Genomic DNA, 17569 nt, shown 5'->3' with positions numbered 1-17569 from the left:
CAAGCAGGCCCCGCACGCTCGCCACGCGCAATCGGCGCTTCGCCAGCCAAATGTCTTGACCCGTCGCGCGCGGCGCAATAGCGCAGTCCTGGTCTTGGAATGACGAGGAATCTGGGCATGCGTGTTTTGTTGATCGGCTCCGGCGGACGAGAACATGCGCTTGCCTGGAAGATCGCGGCGTCGCCGCTGCTGACCAAGCTCTACGCGGCTCCCGGCAATCCGGGCATCGGCCGCGAAGCCGAACTGGTGAAGCTCGATACTACCGATCACGCAGCGGTGGTCCGGTTTTGCCGCGGGAATGAAATAGACCTCGTCGTGGTCGGGCCGGAAGGGCCGCTGGTCGCCGGCATTGCCGACGACCTGCGCGCCGAGGGAATCCGCGTCTTCGGCCCGTCAAAGGCAGCGGCACGGCTGGAAGGCTCGAAAGGTTTCACCAAGGACCTCTGCGCCAGATACGGCATCCCGACCGCCGCCTATGGCCGCTTCGGCGATCTGGCTTCGGCCAAGGCCTATGTCGAGAAGACGGGTGCGCCGATCGTCATCAAGGCCGACGGCCTCGCTGCCGGCAAGGGCGTCACCGTCGCCATGACGCTTGACGAGGCGCTGGCCGCGCTCGACGCCTGTTTCGACGGCTCCTTCGGCCAGGCCGGCGCGGAAGTGGTGGTCGAGGAGTTTCTCATCGGCGAAGAAGCAAGTTTCTTCTGCCTGTGCGACGGCACCACCGCGCTGCCCTTCGGTACCGCGCAGGACCATAAGCGCCTCAGTGACGGCGACACTGGCCCGAACACCGGCGGCATGGGCGCCTATTCGCCGGCCCCGGTGATGACGCCGGAGATGATCGACCGCACCATGCGCGAGATCGTCGAGCCGACCATGCGCGGCATGGCTGAAACAGGCGCGCCGTTTTCCGGCGTGCTGTTCGCCGGGCTGATGATCACCGACAACGGGCCGAAGCTGATCGAATACAACACCCGTTTCGGTGATCCGGAATGCCAGGTGCTGATGATGCGGCTGAAGGACGATCTGCTCGTCCTGCTCAACGCCGCCGCCGACGGCCAGCTGGCGCATACTTCGGTGCGCTGGCGCGACGAGGCGGCGCTCACCGTGGTGATGGCAGCCAGGGGTTATCCCGGCACGCCGGAAAAGGGCTCGGTCATTCGCGGCGTCGAGGCGACGGCAGGTGAGGGCGTCGAGATATTTCATGCCGGCACCGCCATCAACGGCGGCGCACTCGTCGCCAATGGCGGTCGCGTGCTCAACATCACGGCGACCGGCCGCACCGTCGGCGAGGCGCAGAAGAAGGCCTACGCCGCGCTCGACCGGATCGACTGGCCGCAAGGCTTTTGCCGCCGCGACATTGGCTGGCTGGCAGTGGCGCGCGAGCAGTCGAACTGACGCTTGAGGCGGCCCTCGAGCTCAATGCAGGCCCCGATCGAATCCGGTCGAGACGCTGCTGACCGCATCGGCGGTGGGGGCAATTCCAGACACCGATGCCAGGCGCTCTTCGTTTCGCGTCCAGGCGACATATTCGGCAATCCCGCGCGGAAGGCTCGGTGCCGTCTTGGCCGTAGACATTTGAAAGCCGCTGCTGAATTTGGCCAAGCGCCTTCTAAATACCGCGACCAGTTGCTCGAGGCTCGGGGGTGCTGCCACGGTGGCGTAGGTCATGGCAGTGCCGGCGAGCCCCGCCTCGCGTGAGAGCGGCACCGGTATCAAGGCGAGATAATCCGGCTGCACGTCGATCAGGCTGCCGAACGGCCACTGCGCGCGCAATTCCGTCGCGTTCATCGGCGCGACGCTGACGTCGATATCGTTGGGTGTGCCCGCGACCCTGTAGGGACAGCGGAACCGGCCGCAATTTGCTCGCGCCGAAAACTGCCAGAGCGCATAACCCTGCCAGTTGCCCATCGGAAAATGCACGCCGATGTCTGGCTTGTAGCGCGCATACCACAGCGGCAGCCGGGACAGGAGCGGGTATTTATACTGGTTGCCGGCGATATGCCTGGCTGTCGTGCCGTTGGTGTAGAGCACCGGAAAGCGGCCAACCCGACGATGCACATGGCGCACGAATTCCTCGGCATCCTCGAGCGACATCCACTGCGTCGGATCATCGTCCTCGATGTCGAGGGCAAGCAGGTCATCCGGCCCGGGTTTCACGAAATTGATGAAATTATTGGCCTGTCCCACGGGGTTGCCGGGGCGAGCGAGATGATAGGCACCCCATTTCAGGCCCAGCGCCTTGGCCACCACCTTGCGCGTCTGGAACAGTTCCTGTGCCATCGCATGGCGCTTCCAAAGCGTCTTGCATAGCCGCATCTCGGTCTCGTCGCCGAAACAGAAATAGGGTGGCGGCATTCCGTCGGATGCCTTGTTGATGAAGCCGACAAGACGCTTGTCGGCGGCCAGCCGGGTCCAGTCGATGGAATTGTATTCGTAGGCGTCGACGACCAGCGCCCGGTCCGCATCCTTCCACGGTTCGGAGAAATCCGAGGCCTTTGCCGGCGTCAGCGCCAGGGTCATCGCGGCGACAAGGAGAAGCGCTGAGCGGACAAGGGGATGCGCCGGCGTTTTCAAACAGCAGGTCCTTGCTGGCCAAAGCCCAATCCTGAGCCGCCATGGTTAAGGAAATGCTTCGGGTGCCGAGGGGGCGAGTTGGAGCGCAGGCGAAGCGACCCTTGGTGCTCCTCTAGAGGAAAGCGATGGTTGCGATTGTCAGCCAAATAGTTTCAACGCTGTTGCTATGGGCAGGAACAGTGATGGCGGGCGGCTCTGAAATGAGGTGAAGCCATGTTTGCGATAAAACGCGACCGCCTGGTCATCCTTTGCATCGACAATCAACACGAAGGCTGCCGGGGCAGCGCCAACGCTGCGTCGTAGCGCATCCACGATCAGCGCCGACCCGATCCGCCGCCCCTGGTATCGGGCATCGACGGCCAGCCTGCCGACCAATATCGCAGGCAGGACCGGGTAGCGTGGCAGATGTCTTGTCTGTTCGTCAGGCAAGGACGCGATTGGTATGCTCGACGCCGCCAAAGTGTAGTATCCGGCGATCGCGCCGTCATCGCGATCCACGGCAACGAAGCAATTGCCGACTCGGCGTTTGACATCTTGGCTGGCTTGCTCCCGGATATAACGGTCGAGCGCCGACACCCCACAACTGAAAGCCTTGCGATCATGCGATCCGCCGAGCGGTTCGATGATCACGGCGAAATTCACCGGGATTCGATGACAAGGCGCTTGTGGGCGTCGGCAGCTTTGCGCAGTGCTTCATTGGGCTCGGGCGGATTGAGAATTGCCTCCATCATGGCGCGCTGATCCTTGACGGAAATACGCATGATGGTGGTGCTCTCGATGGTACGCTGAGCCGCCTCTTGAGCGGCAGCGACCACGAAGTCGCTGACGCTGCGGCCCTGGATTTCGGCGGCGCGTTTCACCACGTCCAGAATATCCGGCGAAATACGAGCTTCGAGACGAGCGGTACGCGTCTGTTGGTTTGGCATTATCGTCACCCCTGATGGACGACTTGTACGGGAATTAGCCGTACAGATCAAGTGCGTCGTCCGACTTGTAATTTTGAGGCGAGGCAGCAACTGCAAAATCCGCGTGACAAAAGTTGACGTTTACGTAAAAAGAAGATGGGCTGGGAATTCCAAAAGCAGATGGTTTTGCGTCGGCGCGGGTCTTAAGTTGACCCGCTGGGCTGAGGAGGAGCGAACGCCATGTATCGGGCACCGGTCGAGGAAATCGCCTTCACCCTGAAACATGTCGCCGGCCTGAAGCCGGCGCTCGATGCCGCCATCTTTGGCGAACTCGGCGAGGACCTCGTCGACGCCATTCTGGCAGAGGCCGGCCGCTTCGCCAGCGAGGAGGTGGCGCCGCTCTATACGGTCGGCGACCGGCACGGCGCGGTGCTCAGCGGCGCTGCCGTCACTACCCCGCCCGGCTGGAAAGAACTTTATCGCCGCTGGATCGGCGGCGGCTGGAACGCGCTGTCCGCGCCGGAAGCGTATGGCGGCCAGGCGCTGCCGGCCATGCTCGGCGTCGCCGCGCTCGAAATGTGGAACTCCGCCTCGATGGCGTTCGGCATCGCCCCGACGCTGACCATGGCCGCGGTCGAAGCGCTCGACAAGCATGGCTCGCCGGCACTCAAGGCCAGATATCTGGAAAAACTGGTCTCCGGCGAATGGATGGGCACCATGAACCTGACCGAACCGCAGGCAGGCTCGGACCTGAATGCCGTGGAAACCCGCGCCGAACCGGCCGGCGACGGCACCTACCGCATCTTCGGGCAAAAGATATTCATCACCTATGGCGAGCACGATTTCACCGACAATATCATCCATCTGGTACTGGCGCGGCTGCCGGACGCGCCGCCCGGCACGCGCGGCCTGTCGCTGATCCTGGTGCCGAAATTCCTGGTTGGCGACGATGGCGCGCCGGGCGCACGCAACGACGTCTTCTGCTCCGGGCTGGAGCACAAATTGGGCATCCACGCTTCGCCGACCTGCACCATGATCTATGGCGATGGCTTCGAAGGCAGCAGGCCCGGCGCGATCGGCTGGCTGGTCGGCGAGGAGAACAAGGGCCTCGCCTGCATGTTCACCATGATGAACAATGCGCGCCTTGCCGTCGGCATACAGGGCGTCGCGGTCGCCGAGGCGGCGACGCAGAAGGCGCTCGCCTATGCAAACGACCGCCGGCAGGGCAAGGCGGCGAGCTATCGCGGTGCCGGCATGGCGCCGATCGTGCATCACCCCGACATCCAGCGCAGTCTTCTGACCATGAAGGCGCTGACCCAGATTGGCCGCGCCATCTGCTATTCCTGCGCCCACGCCATCGATCTCGCGTCGCGGAGCGAGGATGCAAAGCACTGGCAGGAGCGCGCCAATCTTTTGACGCCGCTGGCCAAGGCGTTTTCCACCGATGTCGGCGTCGAAGTCGCCTCGCTTGGGCTGCAGGTGCATGGCGGCATGGGGTTCATCGAGGAGACGGGGGCCGCAGCGCTTTATCGCGACGCGCGCATCGCGCCCATTTACGAAGGCACCAATGGCATCCAGGCGATCGATCTGGTGACGCGCAAGCTGCCGCTCGGCGGCGGCCGGCATGTGCATGGCTATATCGCCGAACTCAAGGCCGTCGCCGATGCGGTGCGAGCGTCGAACCTCGAAGGCTTCGGCCGCACCGCCGATCGCCTCGACCAGGCGCTCGACGACCTGTCACAGGCGAGCCGTTTCCTGCAAGACCTGCAAGCCGAAGGCCGTTCGGACGATGCGCTGGCCGGCGCCACACCCTATCTCAGGCTGATCTCGCTTGCCGCTGGTGGGACCTATCTGGCACGCGGCGCGCTTGCCGACCAAAGCCGCATCGCGCTGTGCCGTTTCTTCGCCGAGAACCTGCTTGGCGAAGCGGGCGCGCTGAAGGAGCGCGTCATCGGCGGCGCCGACAGCCTTGCCGTTGCCGCCAAGGCGCTGATTTCAGCCTGACGTTCGCAACGCCCGAAATTCACAACGGCCCGAAATTCGCAAAGGACCAATCCGTGACAGACCAAATCCTCGTCGAACGCCAGGGCGCCATCCAGATCATCCGTATCAACCGTCCGGACAAGAAGAACGCCCTGACCCGCGCCATGTACGCGACGATGTCTGCGGCTCTTGCCGGCGGCGACGCCGATCCGGCGATCCGCGTCCATGTCTTTCTCGGCGTGCCCGGCGCCTTCTCGTCCGGCAACGACCTTGCCGATTTCATGGTCGTCGCCTCGGGCGGCGAAGGCGGTACCGAGGTCTGGGATTTCCTGATGGCCCTGGCCAAGGTGGAAAAGCCGATGGTTTCCGGCGTCGACGGCATTGCGGTCGGTATTGGCACCACGCTCAACCTGCATTGCGACCTGACCTTCGCCACCCCGCGCACGATATTCCGGACGCCCTTCGTCGATCTCGGCCTTGTGCCGGAGGCAGGATCGAGCCTGCTCGCACCGCAGATCCTCGGCCGGCAAGGCGCCTTCGCGCTGCTTGGCCTCGGCGAGGGCTTTTCGGCCGAGCGGGCGAAGGCCGCCGGGCTGATCTACGAGGTGGTCGGGGAGGGGGAACTCGAAGCATCGGTATTGACGGCGGCGGGCCAGATCGCGGCCAAGCCGCCGCAAGCGCTGAAGATCGCGCGAGACCTGATGCGCGGCTCGCGCGAGGCCCTTGTCGAGCGCATCGGCCAGGAAAGCCAGCATTTCCGCGAGCGGCTCAAATCCGACGAGGCCCGCGCGGCCTTGACGGCCTTCATGACCAGGAAAAAGGCCTAGACCATCTGGCCTTGTCCGGCATCGTGGACCCGCCGGCAGCAACCGGCGGGTTTCTTGCCATGATCTCTTTATCACATCGCCATTTTTTTACATTCGGCCTGGGCCTTTGCCGAAGACGTGTCGATCATGAATGTCTTGCCTTTGGCGTCGGTCATCAACATCATGCAATGCTTGATCGGTTTCGCCATTTTCATCATTTCGGCGCTCATCTTCGCGTCGGGCATCATGGTGCCCATATGTCCATCGGGCATGATCGCCATGACCTCCCCACCCTTCATCACTGTCATTGTCCCCATCGCGTCCTCCGCAAAGGCTTGCGAAGCGAAAAGGCAGGCAAGACCGGCCATCGTGACCAACCTGAGTGAATGCATTGCTTCCTCCTGAATTTGCGCCAGCGGCGCGTTGAGCCCTTCCCTGGTTCGTTCCGGCATGCTGGAACGTTTCACGCACACGAGATCGTGATAGTGGGAATTGGAAGCACAAGGTCTCTGTAGCCCGGGGAGTTCTGGGTTGTTCTGCGCAGGCGCCATGGCCTGACCTGGGTGCCAAGCGACTCACAAGGCCTGGGGCCACCGCTGGGCGGCGTGCACATTCCCTTGGTTCACTATGCATGGTTCGTCAGGAACCATTCAACCGTCACCGGTGCTCGGTCGCGATCCGGATGCCGAGCCCGATCAGCACCATTCCGGTCACGCCCTCGATGACGCGGCGGATCGACGGCCGGCGCAGGAAATCGCCTGCCTTGGCGACGACCGTTGCGTAAAGCGTCAGCCAGGCAAAGGTCATGACGGCGAAGACTGCCCCCAGGCCGAGCAGCGCAGTGAAGGTCTCTCCACCGGGGGGCACGAATTGAGGCAGGAGGCTGGCGAAGAACACGGCCATCTTCGGATTGCCGAGATCGCTGGTAAGGCCTTGGCGAAAGGCGTTTGCTGTGGTGAAAGCCGCCTCGTGCTGTTGGGGCGGCCGCAACGCCTCCTGCAGTGCCTTGACGCCAAGATAAACGAGATAGGCAGCACCGGCATATTTGACGGCAAGAAACAGTGGCTCCGAAGCGACAAGCAGGGCGACGATACCGGCGCTGGTGGCCAGTGCTCAGATCGTCTGGCCGCTGGAGATGCCGAGCGCCGTGAACACGCCGCCTGCGCGTCCGCCAAGCAGCGCGTTGCGAATGGTGATGGCGGTATCCGGCCCGGGTGTTGCGATGACAACAAACGAGACGCCAAGAAATGCCAGGAACAGGCTCATGGGTCACTCCTGCGATTGGAACAGCGCGGCGTCGTCCCCTAGGGATAAAGCCTCACCTTGTCCCAGCCGCTCTCGGCGTTGCGCGAAAACACGACACGGTCGTGCAGCCGGAACGGACGGTCATGCCAGAACTCGATGGTCTGCGGCACGATGCGGAAGCCCGACCAGTGTTTTGGCCGCGGGATGTCGCCGATCGCGTGGCGCGCCGTATATTCGGCGACCGCCTTTTCCAGCGCGAAGCGGCTTTCCAGCGGCCGCGACTGTTTGGAGGCCCAGGCGCCGATGCGGCTGCCGCGCGGACGGGTCGTGTAATAGGCATCGGCTTCGGCGTCTGTGACGATCTCCACCGGGCCGCGCGCCCGCACCTGCCTGCGCAACGATTTCCAATGGAAGCAAATCGCCGCTTTCATGCTTCCAAGAATCTCGCGGCCCTTGGCGCTCTCGAGATTCGTGTAGAAGACAAAGCCGCCCTCGTCGAAGCCCTTGAGCAGCACCATGCGCACGTTCGGCATGCCCTCGGCGTCGACCGTCGCCAGCGCCATTCCGTTGGGGTCGTTGATCTCGCTCTTCGTAGCGTCGTCGAGCCACGCCGCAAAAAGCCGGAACGGCTCCGCCGCCTCGGTAAAGTCACCGCTTGTTAACCCGGTTTCGCTCATAGTTTTCCCAAATTTGTCGCCGGTTGGGGAGATTGCCGATTGTCGCGTATCGCGCAAGCTTTTGACAGTGGGCAATGGAGCGTTATCGCTTCGGCCAGCGTCAAAGCCATGATCGTGACAATCATTCTTCCGCTTGCCGCCTGTGGCGGGGGCGGCTTCAGCCTGGAGCAGGCGGAGGTGGACCGCTCGATACTGACCTCGAGCACGCCGGCCTCGGTCACGCCGCTCGATCAGGACCGCGCCTCCGACCAGGCCACGATCCGCAACGCCGTGTCCTCGGCCGACGTCGAGCAACTGGCCGGGCAGGCCGTTCCCTGGGCGAATGCCGACACCGGCTCGCGCGGCTCCATCACCGAGCTCGCGGAATTCAGGGCTAACGGCGAGACATGCCGCCGCTTCACTGCGTCACGCGAAAGCTTCGACGGCGTCGCGCTGTTCAAAGGCGAAGTATGCCTGGCCGGCGGCAGCGCCTGGCGAATGCAGGATTTCGAAGCGCTCTGATTTTCCGCCGGTGACATAGTGGTAAGCCACTGGAATTTCTTCCTATGCAAGCGCATATAGGAGGCGATCATGGAACCACTCCTTCTCCAGGGCAGTAAGCATGCGCGACCCCTATGAGGTGCTGGGCGTTGCCAAGAACGCATCGGCCAAGGACATAAAATCGGCGTACCGGAAGCTCGCCAAGAAGTATCATCCGGACCAGAATCCGGATCCCAAGGCAAAGGAGCGTTTTGCCGCCGCCAACCAGGCCTACGAGATCGTCGGTGACGAGAAGAACCGGGTGGCTTTCGATCGCGGTGAGATCGACGCCGAAGGCAAACCGCGGTTCCAGGGGTTCGAAGGCGCGGCCGGCGGCGCCGATCCTTTCGCCGGTTTCCGCCGGCAGCAAGGGCCGGGCGGCGCGCATTTCGAATTCCGCACCGGCCGTCCCGGCGGTGATCCGTTCGACGGCAACAGCGACATCTTCAGCCAGATCTTCGGCGATGCTTTCAGCCAGCAGCGCGGTGCCGGCATGGGCGCCGGCCGCCGGATGCCGACGGCAGCCGACCTCAACGTGACGCTGGACGTCACCATCGAGGAGGCCGCAACCGCGGAGAAGGTGACGGCGATGTTCCCTGACGGCCGCAAGATGGCGGTCAAGTTGCCGGCCTATGTCGAGGACGGTCAGACCATCCGGTTGAAAGGCCAGGGTGAGCAAGGACCGGGGCAGCCGGGCGATGCACTGGTCAAGATCCGCTTCCGCCGGCACCCGCGCTACCGCGTCGAGGGCCGCGACCTGCATGTCGACCTGCCGGTGGAACTGGCCGATGCGGTGCTTGGCGCCAAAGTGGCGGTCGAGACCCCGACCGGCAGGATTGCGGTCAACGTCCCCCCTTGGTCGAGCTCGGACAAGGTTCTGCGGCTGAAGGGCAGGGGCCTGCCGGAAAAAGCCGGCGGTCACGGCGACCTTTACGCGCATGTGCGGCTGATGCTGCCGGGAGGCGGCGACGCCGAGCTCGAGGCGCTGATGCGCCGACGAAAGGGCTGACGGTCGAAAGGCCAGCGCTTGATACCATGTGTGGAAAGCGGACATGAGTTTCATGCCGTCGATTATCGACAGGAAACGAGCAACCAGCGCCAGGAGCCGCCATTTGGCCGAAGTAGGTTCAACGTCAGCTAACGCCTCAAAGGCCGACATTTGCACGCGCCATAGTTCTGCTTCGCGAACACGGCCGACGCCAGTCGACCGACTGGCGATGAGCCAGTTCGGCGGGGGTTAGCCGCACAAGCTTGTAGGGGTCGATCGATGCAGTCGCCAGGCCAGCAAGGTGGAGGGTCGCACCGCTGACCATCACCAGCGCGTCGACGCCTGCGCCATTCTCCCTCTTGCCAGCCTGCTCGACGTGGCGGGCGAAATTTACCTCCGAGCCGACCAGAAAAGAGAAATCCCACTGGCGATCGTTGACGAACATCACCTCGCCGGAGTGTAGGCCGATCCTGATGCGGCGCGACAGGGAGCCCATTGAGCGCTTCCAAGCGTTGCCGAGTGAGATTTCCGGTACCAGTTCCGCGACGGCGGCCAGCGCCTTTAGCGCCGTTTCGCTGGGCGTCATTTCGCTCCCCAGCCAGAGAGCTAGCACGCCGTCGCCTGTAAAGTTTTGGACGATCCCCCCTTGGGCCACCACGACCTGGCGGGTCAACGTGAAGTGCTCGATCATGAATCGCGTGGTTTCGACCAGGCCAAGCGCGCTCGCCAAGCCGGTCGAGTCCTCCACGTCGGTAAACATGATCGTGGCGATGGCGCGCTGGAATTTCGTTTCACCCATGCCGAATGACGGGAGCACGCGGTCAGTCTGTGAATTCGTATAGGCAGTGATCGGATGCATTGGAGTCCGGTCCCCGAGCGGTTTCAAACGTCGCTCGAATATGACTGGACGGCGTAGGCGGATCGTAAGCCCGCCGTGGCAGGCACGTCAGAATTGCGTCAGAAATCCATTCGGTCCCGGCTTTAGCGGCTTGCAGCCGACCTTTTTAGTCAAATTCGGCGGGACCCTCAACTCAGCAACTTACGGAGGTCAAGCAGCCCCGCTCCAAACTGCTGATCGAACGAAGGCACCCTTCTCTCGCAATTAGGGCTGTCCGGTAGAATCGGAACGTCAGCTTTTTCAAGCCAAGCCCATGAAACCTCCTTTGCGCCCGACTGGGTCATCTTCGCCTTAACCTCTATGCCGTTGAGCGGCCTACCTGTGGATCGATGTTTCGACTGCAACAAAGCGGCTGCTCCCGCGACGATGGCCGAGGCTGCAGATGTTCCGCCAAATACCGTGTAGAGCCCGGCGCGGTCTCTGCTTTCGACGCGCGGTGGCTGGATCCCTTCCAGCTGTCCGCCGGAATAGCCGTGGTGGCCCGGGATGTCGGTGGTGAGCACGCCCTGCGGCGCGTATTCAACCTGGGGGAGCTTCTCGTAGATCTCGAAATTGTGGTCACGTGAACGCGGCGACTCACGGTCCAGCCGTATTTGGCAGCGCGTACACACCTCCTGGTCGTCGGACGGCGCGGAAATGGTGACGGAATTGTCGGTCGGATCGCCGCTGTAGTTGGAATATGCTGAACGTCTCGCCAGATAGGTGGCGGCCGCCACCGCAACCACGCCGTTGCTTTCGCCCGCCTTGCTCGCCGGGTAAATCAGATGGTCGTAGCCATTGTTGCCGGCTGCGCAGATGATGGGGATTTCCTCGCTGATCGCCTCGAAAACCTTCTCGAAATAATCCCAAATCGGCTTTGCCTGTTCGACCGAAGTATATCTGCTGTCGCCATATCCAGAATACGAACGGTGCGCTCGCCATGGATCGGGTACTTCCCGGGGAAAGTGTATGACTGAAACCTTCTGGTCGCGGGCATAGAGGAACGCCAGAATGAGCTGCGCTGCGTCGGGCCGTGCTGAAATCTCGATCGGCAGGAGTTCAGCGCCTGGGGCGACCCCCCAATAAGGTATTGCGCCTTCACCGTTGCTAAATTGCCTCAACTTCGCGGGCGAGGCCGCAGGGGCGCCGACCATCAGCCCAGCGCAGGCGGTCCCGTGCGCTGAGTAGCGCATACGCGAGGTCTCAGCAGTCTCCTGAATTACGCCGCGCCCATCTTTCAGTGCTCGAAGCAGCGATTTCTGAACCTCGACTTCCTGCGCATTGTTTCTCGATTTGATCAGGCCTGCCGCCCATGCCCAGGTATCGTCGCCCACAAAGCTCTTGCTCTGCTTTTTTTCCGGCCCTCGCAAGACGGGCGGTTGCTGCTTGGGTGTGACGTAACTCAATCCGAAAGGGTGAGCGGCGAAGCTGACCGCAGCACGGATACGAGGCTCGAGATTGGGATGGCTTGAGTTCACCCCCGTATCGATCTGGGCAATAACCTCGCCGTAACCGGGCTTGTCAGTACCCAACAAATCCCAGGCGTCGGCCTCCAGCAGGTATGCGGCCTCGTGCGGCAACCGCGCTTCAGGGATGCGCGGACGATCACGTAAGGCGCCGATTGCGATCAGGTGCCACAGGTAGTGATACCAGTCATAACAAAGATGGCCTTCGCCCTTCTTGATGTCGTCCGTCATGGCACCCACCTACCATTCGCTCTGGGCGCGTCGGATCGTTTCATCCATCGCGTCCACCAAGTATGGAGAAATGCGCGCAGCCAATTCCTCGCCGGCATCGGTGTCGCTGGCGTAGTGCAGCCCGGCCCATTCCCTGTTCTCGGCCACCCGGCGGGCGCGCTCATAAAGCGCGGTTACGCCGGCGTGCTCGGGCAACATCCGTTGCAGAACGTTCGCCACCGCAAATGACTGAAATGAATGGTTGGACGGGTAGGAAGCGTGCGAAGGAACCGGAAGCGCCGGCCGCAGCCTCGGCTCAATGATGTTGGGCCGTGGCCGATTGAATCGATCTTTGTAGTTGAGCCCGATCTCCTCCGTGAGTTCAAGGATCGCAACAATCAATGCGCATGTCCCCTCGAAGCCCGCGAGAGTGTCTATTCCGAGTGGTGCCGTGTAGTCCAAAATCCCGAACGATGCCTGGCGGACGATCTCCTCGCGCCGCAGCGGGTCACCTTCCCTCCTCTTCTGCAGATCGATAAGCGCTTCTGTCTCCCTGAGGCTCTCTGAAGGTCCGGGCGGGGGATCAATAAGAATGTCCTCCCAGATCGCGCCGAGATATTTGTCGGCGACGCTTAGTCCGATCCTGTGCAAGGCACGCTTGTCGTGCCACGCCGGCAAAGCCTCCTCGCCAGTTTCGAAAGCCGTTTGCCCCCTGCCGCGTGCCCGTCCTCGTCCGCGCCCTCTGCCCCTGCCTCGACCTCGACCTGCGCTCGGCCCCGCCCGGAAGGCTGGCGAAAGGCGCATGATACCCTCCACAGGGTCATCAGAAATCGTTATCACGATCTGCTCTTCTTGAATTGACAGAACGCTGCTCTTGGTCATCATAGACACGAAAGGATGCAGTTTTTCGCCGCCTTTATTTTTGATGTATTCCTCAAGAGATTTTTCGGGTTTTGCGTCACCCAATATCAGCGGATATTGCCTTATGTCCGATCCACTGACTAAGAAGCGGGCGTTAAACAACTTGTTATTAAGATCAATTATCGACATTATGTCCACCCTCAACCAAAGCTTCTAATTCGATCCGCGCCAACTGGTGGTCGGAGCCTTGACGCAACGCCCGCGGTACGCAACGCTAGGGTGCGTACCTTGGCAGCGTTATCCGCGACAGACCGCTCTTGATAACCGAAACTCCGAGTACGCCTGCAATTGGATAATTCTCCTCTGAAAGCAGCTCGAGCGAGAAATCCGGCTCCCAGGCGCGCAAGCGTTCGACAGTTCGAACTGCTTCCACAGTCTGCCCCAGATGCCCGTGGCAGGCAGCCGAGTATCTCAAAGCGGGTAGGTATGTGGGTTGCTGCGCAAGGACACGCTCGCCGTGACGTATCCCCTCCTCGAAGCGCCCGTTCAGAGTTGCCAAGATGCAGCACGTGGTATCGATGCAGTAACGATACAGGGGAGGCCCGCCCAGTGCACGTGCGCGCATCGCATCCTCATAGCCACGCGTCACCTCGCCGAGATAGCCGAGCGTCAAGGCACGCATGTCCCAGCAAATGGCTTGTAGCGGGTTAGCGGCTATCGCTCGATCGGCGAGTTCCAGTGCCTGTGCGTATTCACGAAAGACGAACGAATGGGCATGAGCGGCCAACGCTAGGGTGATAGGATTGAAGGGGGCCACTTCGACGGCGCGACTGGCGCATTCCCGAACCTGATCGTGAAAGGTGTCCGAGCGGCCGACCCGTCTCTCGCCAAAGCGGGTGACAAACACAAACAGCTGCCACCCCAGATACGTGCTACGCGGGTCGAGCTCATATGCTTCAGCGAGCATGCGCTCCGCCGAATCTAGGTCCGTATCGCGCATGCGGAATACCTGTCGCAGCGCCGTCAATGCAAGCCGAGACGCCCGGTGTCGGGGCTCGTCGCGGATGGACTTAGGATCGAGAACGAATTCGAGGATCGAAAACACGATCTGATTGACCAACGACATCAGCTTCAGGCTCGCCGGGCCAGTCAGGTCGGCCAGCTCGAGAAAATCCGTATGCGACCACAAGAGCCGGCTGTCACCGGGCGCAATTAATGCAAATGTCAGGCCCACGCTGTCGCCCACCACCGTTGCCCTGGTTTGCAACAGCCAGTCTGGTAGCGCAGTGTCAGGCGCTTGGGTCAGCGGTCCCTGCGCTTGAAAATCCACGACGTCGACCACTTCGAAATTCAGGATGGATCGAACCACCAGATCCAGGACAAGGTCGCTGACGGCCCTGTTAGCGGAGCCCTCCGTCCACCTGGCATCGCGAAGCAGGCCCAAGCATAGCCGCGACGAATTCAGAAGTGAGGCGCTTCGCTGTCCGGACAACTGATCTGCCGCGGCAACAGGAGAGACGTTTGCTGGCACTGTGCGAGGCCGGGGCCATTGGCTTCTTTGCTCACGAAGCCAATCCTCGAACTCTGGATCGCGAATATCGAGGCCCTCAAGCAGATCACGCGTGGCAGAGCCTTCGGGCGGATCGTTCAAATCGATGCCGATCGAAGCGACGTCGAGTCGAACCACATCACGATCGGTCGAGATTAGATCAAGGCCGGCGCTGCGGAGCGACTTCCGAACCTCGGACAGTTCCTGCCGCAAGCTTGCTGCACCCTGCTCCTCGCCGCGAGTGCTCCAGAGCTTGCTTTGCAGCCATTTTCGGCTCCGCGTACCGTTGGGTGCCAGGGCGAGCATGGCCAAGAGCGCTTTAGACCGTCTGCCATGCGGCGTGACGTCAGCGCCGTCCGCGCTCTCAATCGCGAATGGCCCAATCAATCTAAGGAAAGGATGGCCATCCGAGTACACTAGCGGCCCCTCGCGTCCCCGTACCCTAATATATCATCCGCTAATATAAGTCTATCTGTAATTCTCGGCTTCCGTCAGGTCAAACCTACACGTGGCAAAGGATTCGAGACGGGATTTCTGCTGCGAACGGAAGGACTCGGTAGCGACATCAAGCGGTCGTTCGATGTAGGCGGTCCCATTGTCTGAGTTTGGGTCATGAGCGTGACTTCGGCCACGGGGCCAAAGGGTCATCTTCCGCCGTGCCACACCGATACCAAGTGTCCGATCTTTCCACTGGCCCATGACTGCAAGGTCAACGTGCTACAGCATTCTTTGCGCGTCCAAAGGATGCGCGGCTCTGTAGACCAACAGCTTTGTCCCCCGAACTGTCCGCTTTGAACGCTTGAAGGGGCACTGTGGCTGTGCGATAGGCACTCCACGAAGTAGAGAACCTTGCGGAGAGCGCTGACATGGCGGGTGGACGGGGCCTTATGGCCGGCAAGCGCGGCCTTATCCTTGGCATCGCCAACAATCGCTCGATCGCTTACGGCATCGCCAAGGCCTGTGTCGATCACGGCGCCGAGATCGCGCTGACCTATCAGGGCGAGGCGTTCAAGAAACGCGTTGAGCCGCTCGCCGCGGAACTGGGCGCGCATGTCGCCGGCCATTGTGATGTGACCGACCCGGCCAGCCTCGATGCGGTGTTCGCCGACATCGCCAGCCATTGGGGCAAGCTCGATTTCCTCGTCCACGCCATCGCCTTTTCCGACAAGGACGAGCTGACCGGCCGCTATGTCGAGACGACGCGCGACAATTTCCTGCGTACCATGGATATTTCGGTCTATTCCTTCACCACCATCGCCAAACGTGCCGAGGCGCTGATGACCGAGGGCGGCTCGCTGCTGACGCTGACCTATTACGGCGCGGAAAAGGTAATGCCGCACTACAACGTCATGGGTGTCGCCAAGGCGGCGCTCGAGGCCAGCGTGCGCTATCTGGCTGTCGACCTCGGCGCCAAGAAGATCCGCGTCAACGCGATCTCCGCCGGCCCTATCAAGACGCTTGCCGCATCCGGTATCGGCGACTTCCGCTACATCCTGAAGTGGAACGAATACAATTCGCCATTGAAGCAGACGGTCACGCAGGAGGAAGTTGGCGATTCCGGCGTTTATTTCCTGTCCGACCTTTCGCGCGGCGTCACCGGCGAGATCCATCATGTCGATTCCGGCTATCATGTTGTCGGCATGAAGGCGGTCGACGCGCCGGATATTTCGACGGTCAAGGACTGACGCCACCGCCTGACCTCTTCCGGAAGACCTAATGTACCCGCTCGTCTATATCGTGCGCCACGGCCAGACGGCGTGGAACGCCGAGGCCCGGCTGCAGGGGCAGGCCGATACCGACCTCAACGAGCTTGGCCGCGAGCAGGCTAGCCGCAACGGGCGCAGGCTGGCCGAACTCATCGACAAGCCCGACGATTTCGACTTTGTCGCCAGCCCGATGCGGCGCACGCGCGAGACGATGGAGCGCCTGCGCGCGGCGATGAAGCTCGATCCGCACGCCTATCGTACCGAGCCGCTGCTCGTAGAATTGAGCTTTGGCGACTGGCAGGGTTTCACCTTTGCCGAACTCGAGGCGAACAATCCCGGTTCGACCAGGCAACGCCGCCTCGACAAATGGAATTTCCAGCCGCCGGGCGAGGGCGCCGAAAGCTATCAGATGCTGCTCGAACGGGTGAAGCCGTGGTTCGACGCGCTCGATCGCCAGACGGTCTGCGTGACCCATGGTGGCGTCATGCGCGCGCTGTTCCGCTTCGTGCTGGGGATGCCCGAACAAGATGCGGTCAGCATGGAAGTGCCGCAGGACCGCCTGCTCAGGCTGGACGGCCGGCGCCTGGAGTGGCTTTGAGCGGTCAAACTCTTAACGATCAGCCCCTTCTCAGGCATTGAAGGCAAGTCGGAACGATGCAAGGTGACCCGACCTCCATATGGCGAGCCGCGAATAGCCGCTTTGCGCCGCATATCAGCCGCTCAGCATCCCCTCGCCATTGCCTGAAAGCGGACATCGTCGACAGTGAAGTTCCGTTCGAGGGAACGCAAGGAGCGGCACTCGGTCTCAACTAATCGGGCGACTGCTGCCAGTTGGATTGCCTTGGCCCGTTCCATTTGCCGCTGCCCGCCAGGTCCAGCAGAGTTTCACGGCATAGGCCTCGACCGTCAGCGATTCAGCTGGCAAGTATCATTCTGTCATTTTGCGGCATCAAGCTCGGCGGGAAAGAGCTAGTTCGGCTGATGCGTGTCTTCTGCGGTGTGCGACCATACGCCTCTCGGTATACCTTCGAAAAATGCGATGCCGATACAAATCCGCACGCGACAGCGATATCGACAATCGGCAGTTTGGTCTGAATAAGGTAAGCGCCAAGCTGACCCCATCTGGCGCGGCTTGAGGTGATGAGCGAGAGATAGTGACACTGAAGGAGCTGAGGAGCTTGCAGTGTCAATTTCTATGTCTGC

General features: G+C 61.9%; 19 protein-coding genes. 7 read left to right on the top strand and 12 right to left on the bottom strand.

The window, feature by feature from the left end; translation table 11 throughout:
- Positions 1-117 precede the first annotated feature (117 nt).
- On the top strand, positions 118-1395 hold the full coding sequence (gene purD / locus NKI19_RS07785) for a phosphoribosylamine--glycine ligase (RefSeq protein WP_352489582.1): 1278 nt from the start codon (positions 118-120) through the stop codon (positions 1393-1395).
- Positions 1396-1416: 21 nt separating this feature from the next.
- Here purD and NKI19_RS07780 read toward each other — a convergent pair whose 3' ends face one another.
- The 3 genes from NKI19_RS07780 to NKI19_RS07770 form a co-directional block, all read right to left on the bottom strand.
- The gene (locus NKI19_RS07780) at positions 1417-2574 is read right to left on the bottom strand and encodes a glycoside hydrolase family 25 protein (RefSeq protein ID WP_502899248.1); all 1158 of its coding nucleotides are present in this window, start codon (positions 2572-2574) and stop codon (positions 1417-1419) included.
- Positions 2575-2712: 138 nt separating this feature from the next.
- The gene (locus tag NKI19_RS07775) at positions 2713-3204 is read right to left on the bottom strand and encodes a GNAT family N-acetyltransferase (protein WP_352489583.1); all 492 of its coding nucleotides are present in this window, start codon (positions 3202-3204) and stop codon (positions 2713-2715) included.
- 8 nt (positions 3205-3212) lie between these two features.
- Entirely contained in the window at positions 3213-3500 is a 288-nt protein-coding gene (locus NKI19_RS07770; RefSeq protein ID WP_352564757.1) for a type II toxin-antitoxin system TacA family antitoxin, read from the bottom strand.
- 219 nt (positions 3501-3719) lie between these two features.
- Between NKI19_RS07770 and NKI19_RS07765 the strand changes: the two genes are divergently transcribed.
- The gene (locus tag NKI19_RS07765) at positions 3720-5483 is read left to right on the top strand and encodes an acyl-CoA dehydrogenase family protein (protein WP_352564753.1); all 1764 of its coding nucleotides are present in this window, start codon (positions 3720-3722) and stop codon (positions 5481-5483) included.
- Positions 5484-5536: 53 nt separating this feature from the next.
- On the top strand, positions 5537-6289 hold the full coding sequence (locus tag NKI19_RS07760) for a crotonase/enoyl-CoA hydratase family protein (RefSeq protein ID WP_352489586.1): 753 nt from the start codon (positions 5537-5539) through the stop codon (positions 6287-6289).
- Positions 6290-6360: 71 nt separating this feature from the next.
- Here NKI19_RS07760 and NKI19_RS07755 read toward each other — a convergent pair whose 3' ends face one another.
- The 4 genes from NKI19_RS07755 to pdxH all read right to left on the bottom strand — a co-directional run bounded on the left by NKI19_RS07755 (position 6361) and on the right by pdxH (position 8190).
- Entirely contained in the window at positions 6361-6819 is a 459-nt protein-coding gene (locus NKI19_RS07755; protein ID WP_352489587.1) for a hypothetical protein, read from the bottom strand.
- Positions 6820-6925: 106 nt separating this feature from the next.
- Positions 6926-7378: a LysE family translocator gene (locus NKI19_RS07750; protein ID WP_352489753.1), complete on the bottom strand. Its 453-nt coding sequence runs from the start codon at positions 7376-7378 to the stop codon at positions 6926-6928.
- 3 nt (positions 7379-7381) lie between these two features.
- Positions 7382-7534 carry a hypothetical protein gene (locus NKI19_RS07745; RefSeq protein ID WP_352489588.1) on the bottom strand — a complete coding sequence of 51 codons (153 nt, stop codon included), beginning with the start codon at positions 7532-7534 and terminating at the stop codon, positions 7382-7384.
- A 38-nt stretch (positions 7535-7572) separates the two neighbouring features.
- Positions 7573-8190, bottom strand: a complete 618-nt coding sequence (gene pdxH, locus NKI19_RS07740; protein WP_352489589.1) for a pyridoxamine 5'-phosphate oxidase — start codon at positions 8188-8190, stop codon at positions 7573-7575.
- Between the two features lie 39 nt (positions 8191-8229).
- On the opposite strand from pdxH, the gene NKI19_RS07735 reads away from it, so the two are divergent.
- Both NKI19_RS07735 and NKI19_RS07730 read left to right on the top strand, forming a co-directional pair.
- The gene (locus tag NKI19_RS07735) at positions 8230-8691 is read left to right on the top strand and encodes an RT0821/Lpp0805 family surface protein (protein WP_352489590.1); all 462 of its coding nucleotides are present in this window, start codon (positions 8230-8232) and stop codon (positions 8689-8691) included.
- Positions 8692-8791: 100 nt separating this feature from the next.
- A complete protein-coding gene (locus tag NKI19_RS07730; RefSeq protein WP_352564752.1) occupies positions 8792-9718 on the top strand; it encodes a DnaJ C-terminal domain-containing protein in 927 nt (308 codons plus the stop codon).
- Positions 9719-9854: 136 nt separating this feature from the next.
- Here NKI19_RS07730 and NKI19_RS07725 read toward each other — a convergent pair whose 3' ends face one another.
- The 4 genes from NKI19_RS07725 to NKI19_RS07710 all read right to left on the bottom strand — a co-directional run bounded on the left by NKI19_RS07725 (position 9855) and on the right by NKI19_RS07710 (position 14966).
- Positions 9855-10556 carry an adenylate/guanylate cyclase domain-containing protein gene (locus NKI19_RS07725; RefSeq protein WP_352489592.1) on the bottom strand — a complete coding sequence of 234 codons (702 nt, stop codon included), beginning with the start codon at positions 10554-10556 and terminating at the stop codon, positions 9855-9857.
- A gap of 167 nt (positions 10557-10723) precedes the next feature.
- On the bottom strand, positions 10724-12271 hold the full coding sequence (locus tag NKI19_RS07720; protein ID WP_352489593.1) for a S8 family serine peptidase: 1548 nt from the start codon (positions 12269-12271) through the stop codon (positions 10724-10726).
- Positions 12272-12280: 9 nt separating this feature from the next.
- On the bottom strand, positions 12281-13300 hold the full coding sequence (locus NKI19_RS07715; RefSeq protein WP_352489594.1) for a phosphatase PAP2 family protein: 1020 nt from the start codon (positions 13298-13300) through the stop codon (positions 12281-12283).
- Between the two features lie 85 nt (positions 13301-13385).
- The gene (locus tag NKI19_RS07710; RefSeq protein ID WP_352489595.1) at positions 13386-14966 is read right to left on the bottom strand and encodes a hypothetical protein; all 1581 of its coding nucleotides are present in this window, start codon (positions 14964-14966) and stop codon (positions 13386-13388) included.
- 560 nt (positions 14967-15526) lie between these two features.
- On the opposite strand from NKI19_RS07710, the gene fabI reads away from it, so the two are divergent.
- Both fabI and NKI19_RS07700 read left to right on the top strand, forming a co-directional pair.
- The gene (fabI, locus tag NKI19_RS07705) at positions 15527-16345 is read left to right on the top strand and encodes an enoyl-ACP reductase FabI (protein ID WP_352489596.1); all 819 of its coding nucleotides are present in this window, start codon (positions 15527-15529) and stop codon (positions 16343-16345) included.
- A 31-nt stretch (positions 16346-16376) separates the two neighbouring features.
- Positions 16377-16964 (top strand): histidine phosphatase family protein, encoded by a 588-nt coding sequence (locus NKI19_RS07700; RefSeq protein WP_352489597.1) that lies wholly within the window; start codon positions 16377-16379, stop codon positions 16962-16964.
- Between the two features lie 316 nt (positions 16965-17280).
- Here NKI19_RS07700 and NKI19_RS07695 read toward each other — a convergent pair whose 3' ends face one another.
- Complete coding sequence (locus tag NKI19_RS07695; protein WP_352951107.1) at positions 17281-17556, bottom strand: helix-turn-helix domain-containing protein; 276 nt, start codon at positions 17554-17556, stop codon at positions 17281-17283.
- Positions 17557-17569: the final 13 nt, after the last annotated feature.

The organism is Mesorhizobium sp. M0751, assembly GCF_040320265.1.
Taxonomy (GTDB): domain Bacteria; phylum Pseudomonadota; class Alphaproteobacteria; order Rhizobiales; family Rhizobiaceae; genus Mesorhizobium.
This window is presented reverse-complemented; position numbering and strand designations above follow the sequence as displayed.

Excerpts from the sequence above, each read along its gene's own strand:
- NKI19_RS07720 (WP_352489593.1), bottom strand. The coding sequence starts at position 12,271 with ATGACGGACGACATCAAGAAGGGCGAAGGCCATCTTTGTTATGACTGG.
- NKI19_RS07770 (WP_352564757.1), bottom strand. The coding sequence starts at position 3,500 with ATGCCAAACCAACAGACGCGTACCGCTCGTCTCGAAGCTCGTATTTCG.
- NKI19_RS07710 (WP_352489595.1), bottom strand. The coding sequence starts at position 14,966 with ATGCTCGCCCTGGCACCCAACGGTACGCGGAGCCGAAAATGGCTGCAA.
- NKI19_RS07745 (WP_352489588.1), bottom strand. The coding sequence starts at position 7,534 with ATGAGCCTGTTCCTGGCATTTCTTGGCGTCTCGTTTGTTGTCATCGCA.
- NKI19_RS07700 (WP_352489597.1), top strand. The coding sequence starts at position 16,377 with ATGTACCCGCTCGTCTATATCGTGCGCCACGGCCAGACGGCGTGGAAC.
- NKI19_RS07765 (WP_352564753.1), top strand. The coding sequence starts at position 3,720 with ATGTATCGGGCACCGGTCGAGGAAATCGCCTTCACCCTGAAACATGTC.
- purD (WP_352489582.1), top strand. The coding sequence starts at position 118 with ATGCGTGTTTTGTTGATCGGCTCCGGCGGACGAGAACATGCGCTTGCC.
- NKI19_RS07730 (WP_352564752.1), top strand. The coding sequence starts at position 8,792 with ATGCGCGACCCCTATGAGGTGCTGGGCGTTGCCAAGAACGCATCGGCC.
- NKI19_RS07755 (WP_352489587.1), bottom strand. The coding sequence starts at position 6,819 with ATGGCGCCTGCGCAGAACAACCCAGAACTCCCCGGGCTACAGAGACCT.
- pdxH (WP_352489589.1), bottom strand. The coding sequence starts at position 8,190 with ATGAGCGAAACCGGGTTAACAAGCGGTGACTTTACCGAGGCGGCGGAG.
- NKI19_RS07725 (WP_352489592.1), bottom strand. The coding sequence starts at position 10,556 with ATGCATCCGATCACTGCCTATACGAATTCACAGACTGACCGCGTGCTC.
- fabI (WP_352489596.1), top strand. The coding sequence starts at position 15,527 with ATGGCGGGTGGACGGGGCCTTATGGCCGGCAAGCGCGGCCTTATCCTT.
- NKI19_RS07715 (WP_352489594.1), bottom strand. The coding sequence starts at position 13,300 with ATGTCGATAATTGATCTTAATAACAAGTTGTTTAACGCCCGCTTCTTA.